Origin of the sequence: Rhodococcus sp. 05-2254-6 (assembly GCF_002258565.1) — a bacterium.
Lineage (GTDB): Bacteria > Actinomycetota > Actinomycetes > Mycobacteriales > Mycobacteriaceae > Rhodococcoides.
In genome coordinates, this window is the sequence record NZ_NOZF01000010.1 from 1 (window position 1) to 14,615 (window position 14,615).

Consider the following 14,615-nt stretch of genomic DNA (forward strand, 5'->3'; position numbering starts at 1 on the left):
TTCCATCGTGATCGCCAGGCCCAGATTCGAGGGCCCGAAGCCGACCCCGACGATGTCGTAGGTGCCGTCGGAAAAATCGTTGTGCGAGGTCATCGACGGCTCGCCCCCGCGGTTCCATCGGCGGGGCCGGCGAGGTGCAGATCGGCATGAACGAGGCCTACACGGTGGATCGCTCCACCGAGCTCGGTGCGGTGCATAGAGCGTCTCCTTCTACTTGCGGACGAGATTCGGGGTGACGCCGGCGAGGGTCCGTCGATGGCCGTCTCGGCAGTGCCCAGCGTCCTGGCTCGATGTCATGAACAGCGCTACTTGCCTACCGTAGGCTAACCTAACATCTCCTGGTCTACAACGGCTCCGTCGTGCGTCGAGTGCGCCCGGACACGTGTGTGGCCCTCGATCTCGTCGGTTCACCGTCCATCATCGAACGCGAAAGTGAGCGCATGTCTTCGACAAGAATCCGCACCATGGGGCGATACACAACCGGCCCTCGCGCCCTCACTGGAGGTATCGCGGTGCTCGTGCTTCTCGTCGCTGCAGCGTGCAGCGGCGGCACCACCGACACCGAGGTCGTCGACCTGAACGCGAACCCCGCCGCGTGCGGCGAGAACGACCTCGTCGATGCAGTCGACCGAGCATCGGGACCGTTCACGTACACCGACGGTCGCGGACGCACGATTTCGCTCGATGCTCAGCCGACGAGAATCATCGCCGACGAGGAATCGGCAGCAGCGCTGATGTCTTACGGCATCAGACCCATCGCCATCTGGTCGACCACTCCGATGTCCACCAGCCCGATTCTGAGCTGCTCCGATCTCACGGGCATCGAATCGGTCGGCGAGAGTTGGGGGACATTCGATGTCGAGAAAGCCGCCAGCCTCGAACCGGATCTCGTCATCGGCGAGTACAACCCTCGATTCGGCCAGTTCGGCAAACTGACCACCACAGCCGACTCGTCCAAGGCCGACACGATCGATCAGCTCGCCCCCACTCTGGGGGTCACCTTGGATACGACCTCGACGGCACAGACCATCGAGAACTACGCCGGACTCGCATCCTCGCTCGGCGTCGACCTCGACACGCCACAACTGGCCGACATCAAGGCCGAATTCGACGCCGCTGTCGCGAACTTCGAGAAGGTTGCCTCCGAGAGTCAGGACCTCACCAGCGTCGGCGTCTGGCCACTCGACGTCGCTTACGTCCTCGATCCGTCGGCAGACCCGGACTTCAGCGACTACCAACGGTGGGGCCTGAAGATGTACACCCCCGACGGCACCGATGACGGGTACTGGAAGAAGGTGTCGTGGGAGAACGTGTCGACCGTCGACGCCGACGTCGCGTTCGTTTATCACGACGTCGCCAACGCCGCCGACGTGAAGCTCGCCGATATTCCGAGCCGCTACCCGGCCTTCGACACCATCGCTGCCGTCGACAAGCAGCAGATGGTGTTGTGGGACTACGGTGCCAACAAGAGCTACAGCCGCTACACGAACACAATCGACATCTATGCCGACGCGCTGTCCAAGGCGAAGAAGGTCACGCCCGAGTAATTCGGCGGACCATGAGCCACGGGGTCACCGGAAGGCACCTGCCGGTGGCCCCGAACTTCGTCGAGGCGGCCATCACAGCGCGGCTGCGATCTCTCCGGCCTGCCGGTCCAGTTCCGATCGTTGCGGCGACGACGGCCGAGCCCGCAGGCCGAAGCCGTCCCCGATCATGCGTGGGATGACGTGCAGATGCACGTGGAAGATTTCCTGACCGGCGACCGTGCCGTCGGCGAGAAAGAAGTTGACGCCGGCGACACGCGAATTGCTGGCACGCACAGCGGCGGCCACCTTCTGCCCCACCACGAACAGGTGCGCGCCGATCTCCGGCGGCAACTCCGCCAGCGTCCGATACTGCTCCTTGGGCACCACCAACACATGTCCGCTGGTGAGCGGCCTGATGTCCATGAACGCAATCGCTGTCTCGTCCTCGTGGACGCGAGAAGCCTCGGCCGTCCCGGCAATGATCTCGGCGAAAATCGTGTAGGGGTTCACACCTTCCGAGCGTAGGCGCTCGGGGCTCTGAAGCTGCGCGGCCCGGGCCCGGAGACTACTGTTTGCCGATGAGCATCGGCGGGGTTCTCTTCGACATCGACGGCGTTCTCGTCACGTCGTGGCAGGCGGTGCCAGGGGCAGCAGAGACTCTGAAGTACCTGGACAGCAAGGACATTGCTCGCGCCTTCCTGACGAATACGACGTCCAAAACCCGTGGACAGATCGCTACGGCGCTGCGCGAGGTGGGACTCGACGTGCACTCGGACGAGATCGTCACGGCCGCGTCGCTCACCGCGGATCATCTGCGTGAGAACTATCCGGACGCGCGGGTGGTCCTGATCAACAACGGTGAGATCGCAGGCGACATGCCGGGAATCGAATTCGTCGACGAGACGTCCGAGGATCCCGATGTCGTCGTCGTCGGTGGGGCAGGGCCGGAGTTCACCCACGAGCGGCTCAGCCGCGTCTACGACTGGCTGTGCCGGGGCATTCCCGTGGTCGCGATGCACCGTTCGTTGATGTGGAGCACCGGCGCCGGGCTGCGCATCGACACCGGCATGTACCTCGGAGGTATGGAACAGGCGTCAGGACATACCGCGAAGGCCATCGGTAAGCCCGCTCCGCTGGGATTCCGCACGGCGTCCGAGCGGATGGGGGTCGACCCGGACGACGTCGTCATGGTCGGCGACGACCTCGACAACGACGTCCTCGCCGCCCAGGTCGTCGGGATGACCGGCGTGCTCGTTCGCACCGGGAAGTTCCGTCAGGACGTGCTCGACCGACGCATCACCGACGAATTCGCGATGGAACCCGACCACGTGATCGACTCCGTGGCCGACCTTCCCGGTGTCCTCTCCTGACTACAGAATCGGCGACGGGCTGTACGACGCCCCGGCGGGGAACTTCGCGATCAGACGCTCCACTGCCGAGACGACCGCACTGACCTGAGCGTCGGCGGCACCGACGAATGCCGTCTTGTCGGCCAGTGCAGCATCGAGGGCAGCGCGGTCGAGTGGCAGCCGATCGTCGGCGGCCAGACGGTCGAGCAGGTCCGGTTCCAGTCCTTGCTCACGCATCGCCAGCGCGACGGCGACGGCGTGTTCCTTGATCGCCTCGTGCGCCGTCTCGCGTCCGACGCCTGCGCGCACGGCGGCCATGAGCACCTTGGTCGTCGCGAGGAACGGCAGGTAGCGGTCGAGTTCCTTGGCGATGACGGCCGGGTACGCACCGAATTCGTCGAGCACCGTCAGGAAGGTCTCGATGAGACCGTCGATGGCGAAGAAGGCGTCGGGCAGCGCGACGCGGCGCACGACGGAACAGAAGACGTCGCCCTCGTTCCACTGAGCTCCGGCGAGCTCGGCGGCCATCGAGCCGTAGCCGCGCAGCACCACCTGCAGGCCGTTGACCCGCTCGCACGAACGGGTGTTCATCTTGTGCGGCATTGCCGACGAGCCCACCTGGCCCGCCTGAAAGCCTTCGGTGACGAGTTCGTGGCCTGCCATCAGGCGAACGGTGTGGGCGAACGAGGACGGTCCGGCACCGATCTGGACCAGCGCGGACACGACCTCGTGGTCGAGCGAACGGGGGTACACCTGGCCGACGCTCGTCATCGTGTGCCGGAAACCGAGGTGATCGGCGACGATGCGCTCGAGCGCGACGAGCTTGGCGGAGTCGCCGCCGAACAGGTCGAGCATGTCCTGCGAGGTACCCATCGGGCCCTTGATGCCGCGCAGCGGGTAGCGCGCGATCAGCTCCTGCACCCGGGACAGGGCCAACAGCAGCTCGTCGGCGGCCGACGCGAAACGCTTGCCCAGAGTGGTCGCCTGAGCTGCGACATTGTGACTGCGACCGGCCATCACCAGCGAGGAGTACTCGGCAGCACGCTCGGCCAGCCTCTTCGCGACGGCGACGCCGTGCGCGTGGACGTGCTCGAGTGAGCGCAGAATCTGCAGCTGCTCGACGTTCTCGGTGAGGTCGCGACTGGTGAGCCCCTTGTGAATGTGCTCGTGGCCGGCGAGGGCGTTGAACTCCTCGATGCGGGCCTTGACGTCGTGCCGGGTGACGCGCTCACGCTCGGCGATCGACGCGAGATCCACCTGATCGACGACGGCTTCGTAGTCCGCGATGGCCGCGTTGGGGACGTCGACTCCGAGTGAGGACTGCGCGCGCAACACGGCGATCCACAGTTGGCGTTCGAGGGCGATCTTGTGCTCCGGCGACCACAGCTCCACCAGTTCGGGACTCGCGTAACGGGTGGCCAGGACATTCGGGATGCTCACGAGCGTCCAGCTTACGTGGCGCAGTTGTCGGTCTCGGAAGACGACTGCACTGTTTCGGAAAAGGACTCCAGTACCGGCCTCCCGCGATCGCGTACGCCGCCCTTTTCCTGGTGCCGGCGGCTGCGGTGCCACGTGGAATAACCGACGCGCGCTCCGATGTTGGAGCCGTCGTGAGCCGAACAGTGAAGGTCGACATCTGGTCCGACATCGCGTGCCCGTGGTGCTTCGTCGGCAAGCGCCGTTTCGAGGCAGGCGCTGCGGAGTTCACCGCCGGGGGCGGAACGCTCGAGGTGGAGTTCCACTCGTTCGAGCTGGCACCCGACACACCGGTCGAATTCGACGGCAGCGAGGTCGACTTTCTCGTCTCGCACAAAGGTATGCCGGCCGCCCAGGTCACGCAGATGTTGGCGCAGATGACCGAGCTGGCCGCAGGCGAGGGGCTCGCGTACGACTTCGACGCCGTGCAGCACACCAACACCGTCAAGGCGCACGAGCTCCTGCACTTCGCCAAGTCGAAGGGCAAGCAGGTGGAGATGAAGGAACGACTCCTGGCGGCCTATTTCGAGGAGGGCCGCCACGTCGGCCGCACAGAGGACCTCGCCGACCTGGCCGCGGAAGTCGGCCTCGACCGTGACGAGGCCGCCCGGGCGCTGAAGTCCGAGGAGTTCCTGCCGGCAGTGCGCGCGGACAAGGAACAGGCCATCGCCTATGGAATCAGCGGCGTGCCGTTCTTCGTGATCGACGGACGGCTCGGTGTGTCGGGCGCGCAGGAACCGTCGGTATTCGCCGACGTCCTGCAGAAGGCTGCTGCCGACTCATGAGCGGTCCTTTGGAGATGGTCGGCGACGACCACGGCCCCGTCTGCGAGGACGGTGTGTGCGAGGTGCCGCCGATCCGAGACGCAGAGTCCGGCGAGAACTACTAGCAGTCAGTCGGCCGGCACCTGTTCCGCCGGTGCCACTATGTCGATGACGGCCAAGAGCATGCTTCGGGCCATGTGGCGCGGGTCGGGGTCCACTTCGCTGAGCGCTCCGACGACGGCCCCGTCTACCACTGCCACGAGTCGTCGTAGCTGCTCTTCCTGCACGGTTCGGCCCGATCTGCGCAGGACGTCGGTGAGCAGGTCGTCGATCTGGGCGCGCAGCCGCAGCTGCACTTCTCGTAGTTCGGGATGCCGGGCCGAGGCGATGAAGCGTTCGTATCTCGCGATCAGCTGCTCGTGGCCGTCCTGCGGCCCGATCAGCAGGTCGACGATGAGGTCGACCGTCGATTCCATTTCGTTCGAGCACTTGCCCTCGTCCTCGATGCGGCCGCGCATGACGTCGATCTCACGGGTTCCGACGACGTCGACCGCCGCGGCCACCAGGTCCCCGAGAGACTCGAAATAGTAGGTGGTCGACGCGAGAGGAAGCCCGGCTCGCGCGGCCACCGATCGGTGTCGCACCGCGTCGAAGCCGCCCTCGACGAGAAGGTCCGCGGCCGCAGACGCCAGTGCCTGCCGGCGGCGCACCCCCTTCGGAGTCGCACCCGACACCTTGTGCTGCGACTCGGTCGGACCTGCGGACATTCAAGTCATCGTGCCAGCTCGAGGCCGTTCGTCGGACTGCTTTCGCGCTATGGAATTGTCGTTGCTCGTGGCACATCGAACGATCGACCTTCGCTCCGACACCATCACCCGACCCGATTCGGTCATGCGAAAAGCCATGGCCGACGCCGAAGTGGGCGACGACGTCCTCGATCACGATCCGACGATGGCAGCGCTGGAAGAAGCGGTCGCAGGTCTGCTCGGGTTCGAGTCGGCACTGTGGGTTCCGTCGGGTTCGATGGGCAACATCATCGCGCTGATGCTGCATCTGCAGCGCGGCGATCGCTTCCTGGCCCCCGAGCACGCGCACGTGCTGGGGTCCGAGCTCGGTACCGCCGCATGGCTGGCAGGCGGGATGCCCGACGCCCTCCCCCACGACGGTGGTCCCGGCCGCCCTCTCGCGTCGACGGTGCGTGCGAAAGCCGGCGGTGCCGGACCGTACTTCTCGCTACGGACGACGCTGCTGTCGCTCGAGAACACCCACAACTTCGCCGGCGGTACTGTGTTCGGTCCGGACGAATGGGCGGAACTCGTTGCCACCGGCCGTGATTGCGGACTGAAGGTCCATCTGGACGGCGCGCGCCTGTGGAATGCCGCTGTCGCCCTCGATGTTCCGATCGCGTCGCTCGCTGCCGGTGCCGACACGGTGCAGGTTTGCCTCAGCAAGGGCCTCGGCGCACCGGTCGGCTCGATGCTCGTCTCGGACTCCGCACGTATCCACGAGGCGCGACGCGTCCGAAAGATGTTGGGCGGCGGCGTCCGTCAGGGTGGAGTGTTGGCCGCCGCCGGGCTCGTCGCGTTGGATCGAATCGGTGATCTCGCCGACGATCACGCCAATGCGTCGACCCTCGCTTCCGGGCTGCGCGAGCGAGGCTGGGACGTGGCGGAGCCGGAGACCAACATCGTCCTCGCCACTGTTCCCGACCCGGCGACGACGGTCACCGAGCTGGCCGAGCTGGGGATCGCCGCGGTGACCGTCGCGGGCAAGGTGCGCTTCGTGACCCACCGCGACGTCGACGCCGCCGATATCTCCGAGGTACTGGAGCGGCTGCGCCGCACGTGAGCAGAACCTCGTAGTGGGGGTCGAAGTTTCGCTCACATGCGACGAAGTCGCTCCAACGCCTCTTCGACATCGGCGGTCGTCCCGGCGAACGAGAATCGCACCGTGTGATTGCCACGCACGGTGTCGAAGTCGACGCCCGGTGCCAGTGCGACGCCGGTCTCGGACAGCACTCGCGCGCACCAACTCCGTGCATCGTCGGTGAGGTGCGCAATGTCGGCGTAGACGTAGAAGGCACCGTCGGCCGGTGCGAGATCGGTGATGCCCAGGGCCGGCAAACCGTCGAGCAGTATTCGGCGATTGACGGCGTAGCGTTCGACGTGTGAATCCAGCTCGACGCGCGACTCCTCGGTGAACGCCGCGATGGCCGCCACCTGGGAGATCGCCGGTGGGCACACCGTCATGTTCGACGCCAATCGTTCGACGGCCCTGCGCAATCGGGTCGGCAGCAGCACCCAACCGAGTCGCCACCCGGTCATCGAGAAGTACTTCGACACCGATCCGATGGCGACCGATTCTTTCGATGTCTCCCATGCGCTCGACGTATGCGCATTGCCGTAGGAAATGCCGTGGTAGATCTCGTCCGAGATCAGCAGGGTTCCGTGCTCGTCGCACCAGCGCGCGATGGCGGCGAGTTCGTCCGCGTCGATGATCGTGCCGGTGGGATTGGCGGGGCTCGCGATGATCAGACCCGCGGGCGGCTCGGGCAGCTCCTCGAGCATCGCGACGGTCGGTTGGAATCGCGTGCTTTCGAGGCAGTCGAGCTCGACGACGCGGCAGCCCAACGCCGCCAACGTGTTTCGATACGCCGGATAGCCGGGCCTGGCCATCACGACGGTATCCCCCGCGTCGAACGCTGCGAGGAACAGCAACGTGAACGCGCCCGACGAGCCGGTCGTGATCACCACGTCCGCGGCGTCGACGGTGATGCCGTACCGCGCGCTGTGGTGCTCGGCGATCGCGCGACGCAGCGGCAGAATCCCCAGCGTCTCGGTGTACCCCAGCAGATGCGAATCCAGAGCCTCGCGGGTAGCGCGCAATACCGGCTCGGGCGCTCGGGTGGAGGGTTGACCTGCAGCAAGAGAGAGCACGTCGCCATGTGTACGGGCCCGCTCGGCCGCCGCGGCGAACACATCCATCACATGGAACGGCTCGACCTTCGATCGCTGCGATTCGTTGTGCATTGTTTCGACCCTACTGATCCCGACTCGCTCGGTACCTCCGACCTTTGCAAACGCGCGCGCGTTCGCCAAGTGCGCGCAAGATCGACTGGCAACCTCCGGCAATTCTGCGCGCGTCTCACGAACGCGCGCGCGTTTGCTGGAACACGCCGGCCGACGCCGGCCCACTCACCGCACCTACAGCGTGATTCGACCCTCCACCGCAGCCAGGCCGATGTCCGTCCGGAAGTGGCTGCCCGGCAATCGGATTCCCGCGATACGGGAGTAGGCGTCGTCTCGGGCGGCGGTGAGGTCGAATCCGGTGCCGACCACGCTGAGCACGCGTCCACCCGCGGAGACGACCGCACCGTCCTTCACCGCGGTGCCGGCATGCAGCACGCCGTCGCCTTCGGCGCCGAGGATTTCGTCGCCGGTGCGTGGTCGACCGGGGTAGTTCTCGGCGGCGATGACGACGGTGACGGCCGCGCCGTCCTTCCAGCGCAGCGGAGGAAGTGACGCAAGTGTGCCGGTTGCCGTCGCGTTCAACACTTCACCGAGAGGTGAGTCGAGCAGCGCGAGCACCGCCTGGGTCTCGGGATCGCCGAAGCGGCAGTTGAATTCGACGACCGCCGCGCCGTCGGCACCCATGGCAAGACCCGCGTACAGCAGACCGGAGAACGGCACACCGCGCGCGACCATCTCGGCGGCAACGGGTTTCACCACATCACGGACGATCTCCTCGACGGCACCCTCGGGCAGCCACGGCAGCGGGGTGTACGCACCCATGCCGCCGGTGTTGGGTCCGGTGTCTCCGTCGCCGACGCGTTTGTGGTCCTGCGCGGGCAGCAGTGGCACCACGGTCTCGCCGTCGACGAGGCAGAAGAGGGAGACCTCGGGTCCGTCGAGGAACGATTCGAGCAGTACCGGGTGACCGTTCTCGAGGAGCTCCGCTGCGTGATCGCGGGCGATGAGGCGATCGGTGGTGACGACGACACCCTTGCCTGCGGCCAAGCCGTCGTCCTTGACCACCCAATGGGGGCCGAAACGGTCGAGGGCTGCGTCGAGCAGGGCGGGCGAGTCGACGATTTCGCTGTGCGCGGTCCGCACACCGGCCGCTGCCATCACGTCCTTGGCGAAGGCCTTGGACCCTTCGATGCGCGCAGCATCGGCGGACGGGCCGAACGCAGCGATGCCGGCCTGACGGAGGGCGTCGGCCACGCCGAGGACCAGTGGAACCTCCGGTCCGATGACGACGAGATCGGCTTCGACCTTCTTCGCCAGCGCGGTCACCGCCTCACCGGAGGCGACGTCGACCGCGTGTTGCTCGGCGAGCTTCGCGGTGCCTGCGTTGCCGGGAGCCACGAAGAGCTTCTCGACCGACGGATCGGCCTTCAACGCAAGGAGGAGGGCGTGCTCACGAGCACCGGAACCTATGACTAGTACGCGCACAGTGCATCAGACTATCTGCTCGACGCGAAAGCGCCCCGCACCTGTCACGGCGCGGGGCTCTTTCGTGGTGGTTCGGTGTTACTGCGTGAGGTCGTAGAACGTCACGTTGTCGACCGTGGTCGCGGTGAAGTTCTCGGTGACCCAGGCAGAGATTTCTGCCGAGGTCCCCGACTCCATGCCCGGCATGCCGCCGCTCCCGATGAAGTAGTGGATCTCTCCGTCGGCGACGTACTGCTGGAATTGCGCGAGGGTCGGCGAGGGATCGGTGCCGTTGAATCCACCGACCGGCATGACGGGATCCTCGGTGGCCAGTTGATAACCCGCAGCGGTGTTGGCTCCGATGGCCGCTGCCACCCAGGTGTACGAGTCGGCGTCCTGCTCGAGCATCTCGGTGATGGCCGCAGTCGGTGCACTGCCTTCGAGCAGACCACCCATACCGCCGCCCATACCCCGACCCGTCCCGCCCATCTCGGCCCCGCCGGCAGCCCCGGCCTGACCCGGGAAACCCGCAGGCGGTTGCATTCCGGCAGGTATCTGGACCCCGGCCGGCAACTGCATCCCGCCCGGACCGCCTCGGCCTTCGCCCATACCGCCGAATCCGCGCATGCCGGTGTTGGGACCGGCCGAGACGATGGCTCCGGTATGCGGGGTGCCGATGGTGTCGACCGCATAGGCGGTCGGTCCGGCGAGTCCGGCGAACATCACCGCCAGGATCGACGCCGCAGCCAGCCTGCCGCGAGTCAGTGCCGGGATCAGCAGCGCGACGATCGCCACGATTCCGACGACGAGAATCGCCCACTTCAGCCACGGCACGAAACTCTCACTGCGACCGAGCAACACCCACGCCATCACGACGGTCGACGCCACCGCGACGGCCATCGCGATCCGTACCCAGTACGTCTCGCGTCGACGCCACAGCACCACACTGCCGATGCCGACGAGAGCAGCGACGGCGGGCGAGAGCGCAACGGTGTAGTACGCGTGGAAGATTCCGGCCATGAAGCTGAACGTCAGACCGGTGACCAGCAACCACGATCCCCAGACGATCAGCGAAGCTCGTTGCACGTCTGTCCGAGGGGTTTTGCCGCGCAACACTAGTCCGACGACGAACAGGATCAACGCAGCCGGGATCAGCCAGGCGATCTGACCGCCCTGGGAGGAGTCGAACATGCGAAAGATGCCGGTCTCGCCCCAGATGCCACCGGGCATCCCACCCGCCATGCCCCCGGCCGTGTCGCCGCCCATACCGCCGCGGCCGGGGGTGACACTTCCGGTCTCGTCGCCACTGAGGCGACCGAATCCGTTGTACCCGAGCGTGAGTTCGAGAATCGAGTTGTTCTGCGAGCCACCGACCCACGGACGTGAGGACGCCGGCCAGAATTCCACGATCAGAATCCACCATCCGGCCGAGACGATCATCGCGCCCAGCGCGCCGAACAGCTGCCACAGCCGGGTGAGGAACTTCGGCGGCCCGGCGATCAGATAGGTCAGAGCCAGCGGCGGAACGACGAGCATGACCTGGAGTTGCTTGGTGAGGAAGCCGAATCCGACGAACATACCGGTGATCAACAGCCACTTGGTCTTTCCGGTCTCGACGCCTCGCAGCAACGCCCACACCGAGGCGATCATCAGCAGCACCAGCAACGCGTCGGGATTGTTGAACCGGAACATCAGTGCGGCAACCGGAGTCACGGCAAGTATTAGGCCTGCGAGCAGACCGGCCGCGCCACCGAATCGACGCTTGACGGTGGCGCGCAGCAGTGCCACGGAGGCGACGCCGAGAAGAGCCTGGGGTACGAGCATCGCCCAGGTGTTGAGTCCGAAGATGCGTACCGACAACGACATCAGCCACAGCGACATCGGGGGCTTGTCGACGGTGATCGAGTTGGCGGCGTCGGAGGATCCGAAGAAGAAGGCCTTCCACGACACCGAACCTGCCTGTATCGCGGCGGAATAGAAGGAGTTGGCCCAGCCCGACGCGCCGAGTCCCCAGATGTAGGCAACGCCGGTTCCGAAGAGCAGAGCCACCAGCCCGATCAATTCCCAGCGCGGGGAGGTCGCCGGTGCAGAATCGGCAGCCGCGGAGGGCCGCTCCATCGTCGTCGTCACAGGCTCTTCTCCGAACTCGCGGACTCCGAGCCTGCGTCCAGTGAGCTACGAAAGACCCACCGCAGGGCGACGAATCGGCACACGGTGGCAACGAGATTGGCGACGATGAGGACGGCGAGTTCGACGTGCCGGGACACATCGGGAACCCAGGCGTGCAGCACGGCGAGCGATCCACTGGTGACGAGAAGAGCCAAGCCGAAGATCGCCAGCCCCTGCAGTTGGTGTTTGCCTGCACCGTCGGGCCCCCGGACGCCGAAGGTGAAGGCACGGTTCGCCGCGGTGTTGAGCACAGCGGTGATCAACAGCCCGAAGAAGTTCGCGGCCTGCGCGCCGATGAGAGAATGCAGCATCAGGTACAGCAGTGCGTAGGCGATGGTGCTGGCGATGCCGATGATGCCGAATCGCACCATCTGACTGATCATTCCGTGCGGTACTCCGGGCACGAGCGGCTCCCGTCCCAGGCTTCGGCGAAGTTCGGCGACCGGCAGTACACCGGTGGCGAGGGCACGCCCGACGCGCCAGCAGCCCTGCAGGTCCTTGACGGCGGTGTCGACGATGTTGACGCTGCTGTTCGGGTCGTCGACCCAGTCCACGGGCACCTCGTGGATACGCAGGCCGACTTTCTCTGCGATGACGAGCAATTCGGTGTCGAAGAACCACCCGGTGTCTTCGACGAGCGGCAACAGCTGTCGGGCGACGTCGGTACGCATGGCCTTGAAACCGCACTGCGCATCGGAGAAGCGGGCGCGCAGCGAGGTACGCAGAATGAAATTGTAACTGCGCGAGATGAATTCACGTTTCGCACCGCGGACCACTCGGGACGATCGGTTGAGCCGCGAGCCGATGGCGAGGTCCGAGTGACCGGACATCAACGGTGCGATCAGCGGCATCAGCGCATTGAGATCGGTGGACAGATCGACGTCCATGTAGGCCACCACATCGGCGTCCGACCCCAGCCACACTGCTTTGAGTGCCCGGCCCCGCCCTTTCTCGTCCAGATGGTGAACCTGGACTCCGTCGATCTCGTCGGCGAGTCGACGTGCGACAGCGAGTGTTCCGTCGGTACTGGCATTGTCAGCGATCGTGATCGAGGACCGGAACGGGATTCGGTCCTCCAGATGCTCGTGAAGACGACGAATGCACTGTTCGAGATCGGCCTCTTCGTTGTATACCGGAATGACCACCTCTAGCGTGGCCGTGGCGTTCGAGCCGGGCCGCGGGCCTGCTGCTCGTGCGAGGGAATTCGTTGTCATGACGACAACGATCGGGCCCGGACCTTGAATCGCCCTGCGACCGACCTGGCAATTACCTGGGAGCCACGACCACTGGTACGGCCCCGGTCGAGTCGGGTAGGGCATCCTGTTCCCATGGCTTCCATTTTCAGCAAGATCATCGCCGGTGAGATTCCGGGGCGTTTCGTGTGGCAGGACGACGACGTGGTTGCGTTTCTGACGATCGCGCCACTCACGCAGGGCCACACGTTGGTGGTTCCGCGCGAGGAGATCGACCAGTGGCAGGACGTCGACGGTGCCGCGTTCGCCAAGATCACTGCCGTCGCGCAGATCATCGGTCAGGCCGTACGGACCGCGTTCGATGCTCCCCGCGCCGGTCTGCTGATCGCAGGACTCGAAGTACCGCACCTGCACCTGCACGTGTTTCCGGCCTACGACATGGGCAACTTCGACATCTCCGGTGCCGACCCGAATCCGTCGGCGGAGTCGCAGGACGAGGCCGCAGCCAAACTCCGAGCAGCGCTACGTCAGCTCGGCCACGAGGCTCACGTCCCGAACTGACGCATCTCGCTCAACGAAGCGGAGTCAACAGCCGACGACGCGTCCGAAGCTGCATCGAGACCTCGTCCGATCGAGTGTCGGGGTCGTACCCCGGGCCGATGTCGGTGTCGATGTCGTGCGGTCCCGGCGCGAGCCCGCATTCGGGGCACATCCCCAGTGGCCCGAGGTCGGTTCCGCAGTCCACGTGGAGGAATCGTCGACGCTTCCCTGCGGGTTTCGCGGCCTGTTCCTCACCCCAGTAGCTCAGGGCGAAGACGGCGGGCCAGAGTCCTTCGAGGGCGGCGGTCGGAACGTAGTTCTCGCGTCCGCCCTCCGATACACGAAGTCGTTCGAGCAACCCGGCGTCGACCAGTGCGCCGAGTCGCTGAGCCAGGACGGCCTTGGAGATGTCGAGGTGGACCTGGAAATCCCCGAAGCGTCGGACGCCGAAGAAGCAGTCGCGCACGATGAGCAATGTCCATCGCTCACCGACGAGTTCGAGGGCACGGGCCAGGGAGCAGTCCTGGCGGGCGTAGTCGATTCCGAGTGCCATGGCGCGATAGTACAGTCTGTTGACCGAACCAAGTTGGGCGTTTACAGTTCGATCACCAGACCACAAGGACGACGATGACCGATACTGCACCCTCGCCCACCGGCACCGCGAACAGCGCCCGCGCGCTCGCCATCGCAGCGCTCGGCACCCTGCTGACCCTGATGGCGTTCACCGCACCGCTCGCGACCATCAACAGCACCGCAGTCGATCTGATGTCCGACGCCGCAGGACGCACCTGGATTCTCAGCTCCATGAGCATCGGCCTCGCCGCGGCGTTGCTCACCACAGGTACGGTCGCCGACGACTTCGGACGTCGCCGCACGTTCGCACTCGGCGCGGTGGTCCTGGCCGTCGGCGCGATAATCTGCGCACTCGCCCCCAACACACTGATCTTCGTTCTCGCCCGCATTCTGCAGGGCCTCGGCGGCGCAGCCGTCGTCGCGTCGAGCCTGGGCATCATCGCCCACACCCACCCGGCCGGTCCGGTGCGCGCGAAGGCCAGCGGGGTCTGGGGTGCGAGCGTGGCGATCGCGAGCACCACGTAGGCCGTACGCCAACTCGCCGAGCGATCCAGTACGGCGGCGAGCAGAGGGCCGAGAGCGATGCCTGCAC

The 14,615-nt window shown here is 65.9% G+C and carries 14 protein-coding genes; 6 read left to right on the top strand and 8 right to left on the bottom strand.

The genetic code is table 11. The features are described from left to right. Nucleotides 1–440: 440 nt before the first annotated feature. Nucleotides 441–1,547, top strand: a complete 1,107-nt coding sequence (locus CH256_RS01245; RefSeq protein ID WP_143536496.1) for an ABC transporter substrate-binding protein — start codon at nucleotides 441–443, stop codon at nucleotides 1,545–1,547. Between the two features lie 72 nt (nucleotides 1,548–1,619). Here CH256_RS01245 and CH256_RS01250 read toward each other — a convergent pair whose 3' ends face one another. Next, on the bottom strand, nucleotides 1,620–2,036 hold the full coding sequence (locus tag CH256_RS01250) for an HIT family protein (RefSeq protein ID WP_094668663.1): 417 nt from the start codon (nucleotides 2,034–2,036) through the stop codon (nucleotides 1,620–1,622). Nucleotides 2,037–2,104: 68 nt separating this feature from the next. On the opposite strand from CH256_RS01250, the gene CH256_RS01255 reads away from it, so the two are divergent. Then, nucleotides 2,105–2,896, top strand: a complete 792-nt coding sequence (locus CH256_RS01255) for an HAD-IIA family hydrolase (protein WP_094668664.1) — start codon at nucleotides 2,105–2,107, stop codon at nucleotides 2,894–2,896. On the opposite strand, the gene purB is transcribed toward CH256_RS01255, so the two are convergent. After that, complete coding sequence (gene purB, locus CH256_RS01260) at nucleotides 2,897–4,315, bottom strand: adenylosuccinate lyase (protein ID WP_094668665.1); 1,419 nt, start codon at nucleotides 4,313–4,315, stop codon at nucleotides 2,897–2,899. A 170-nt stretch (nucleotides 4,316–4,485) separates the two neighbouring features. Between purB and CH256_RS01265 the strand changes: the two genes are divergently transcribed. Next, nucleotides 4,486–5,136 (top strand): DsbA family oxidoreductase, encoded by a 651-nt coding sequence (locus CH256_RS01265; RefSeq protein ID WP_094668666.1) that lies wholly within the window; start codon nucleotides 4,486–4,488, stop codon nucleotides 5,134–5,136. A gap of 107 nt (nucleotides 5,137–5,243) precedes the next feature. Here CH256_RS01265 and CH256_RS01270 read toward each other — a convergent pair whose 3' ends face one another. Beyond that, a complete protein-coding gene (locus tag CH256_RS01270) occupies nucleotides 5,244–5,882 on the bottom strand; it encodes a TetR/AcrR family transcriptional regulator (protein WP_045196709.1) in 639 nt (212 codons plus the stop codon). A gap of 67 nt (nucleotides 5,883–5,949) precedes the next feature. On the opposite strand from CH256_RS01270, the gene CH256_RS01275 reads away from it, so the two are divergent. Further along, entirely contained in the window at nucleotides 5,950–6,963 is a 1,014-nt protein-coding gene (locus CH256_RS01275) for a GntG family PLP-dependent aldolase (RefSeq protein ID WP_256989322.1), read from the top strand. A gap of 32 nt (nucleotides 6,964–6,995) precedes the next feature. On the opposite strand, the gene CH256_RS01280 is transcribed toward CH256_RS01275, so the two are convergent. The 4 genes from CH256_RS01280 to CH256_RS01295 all read right to left on the bottom strand — a co-directional run bounded on the left by CH256_RS01280 (nucleotide 6,996) and on the right by CH256_RS01295 (nucleotide 12,931). Next, nucleotides 6,996–8,144 (bottom strand): pyridoxal phosphate-dependent aminotransferase, encoded by a 1,149-nt coding sequence (locus CH256_RS01280; protein WP_094668668.1) that lies wholly within the window; start codon nucleotides 8,142–8,144, stop codon nucleotides 6,996–6,998. A gap of 174 nt (nucleotides 8,145–8,318) precedes the next feature. Next, nucleotides 8,319–9,569, bottom strand: a complete 1,251-nt coding sequence (gene purD, locus CH256_RS01285) for a phosphoribosylamine--glycine ligase (RefSeq protein ID WP_094668669.1) — start codon at nucleotides 9,567–9,569, stop codon at nucleotides 8,319–8,321. Between the two features lie 78 nt (nucleotides 9,570–9,647). Beyond that, the gene (locus tag CH256_RS01290; RefSeq protein ID WP_256989323.1) at nucleotides 9,648–11,678 is read right to left on the bottom strand and encodes a glycosyltransferase family 39 protein; all 2,031 of its coding nucleotides are present in this window, start codon (nucleotides 11,676–11,678) and stop codon (nucleotides 9,648–9,650) included. Continuing rightward, complete coding sequence (locus CH256_RS01295) at nucleotides 11,675–12,931, bottom strand: bifunctional glycosyltransferase family 2/GtrA family protein (RefSeq protein ID WP_094668670.1); 1,257 nt, start codon at nucleotides 12,929–12,931, stop codon at nucleotides 11,675–11,677. Before CH256_RS01295 ends, CH256_RS01290 begins: the two co-directional genes overlap by 4 nt. Before the next feature lie 114 nt (nucleotides 12,932–13,045). Between CH256_RS01295 and CH256_RS01300 the strand changes: the two genes are divergently transcribed. Next, nucleotides 13,046–13,471, top strand: a complete 426-nt coding sequence (locus tag CH256_RS01300; RefSeq protein ID WP_094639267.1) for an HIT family protein — start codon at nucleotides 13,046–13,048, stop codon at nucleotides 13,469–13,471. 10 nt (nucleotides 13,472–13,481) lie between these two features. On the opposite strand, the gene CH256_RS01305 is transcribed toward CH256_RS01300, so the two are convergent. Beyond that, nucleotides 13,482–14,003 (bottom strand): winged helix-turn-helix transcriptional regulator, encoded by a 522-nt coding sequence (locus tag CH256_RS01305; RefSeq protein WP_094668671.1) that lies wholly within the window; start codon nucleotides 14,001–14,003, stop codon nucleotides 13,482–13,484. Nucleotides 14,004–14,077: 74 nt separating this feature from the next. On the opposite strand from CH256_RS01305, the gene CH256_RS01310 reads away from it, so the two are divergent. Continuing rightward, nucleotides 14,078–14,548, top strand: coding sequence for an MFS transporter (locus tag CH256_RS01310; protein WP_256989324.1), 471 nt, complete (start codon nucleotides 14,078–14,080; stop codon nucleotides 14,546–14,548). The last annotated feature ends 67 nt before the right edge of the window (nucleotides 14,549–14,615 follow it).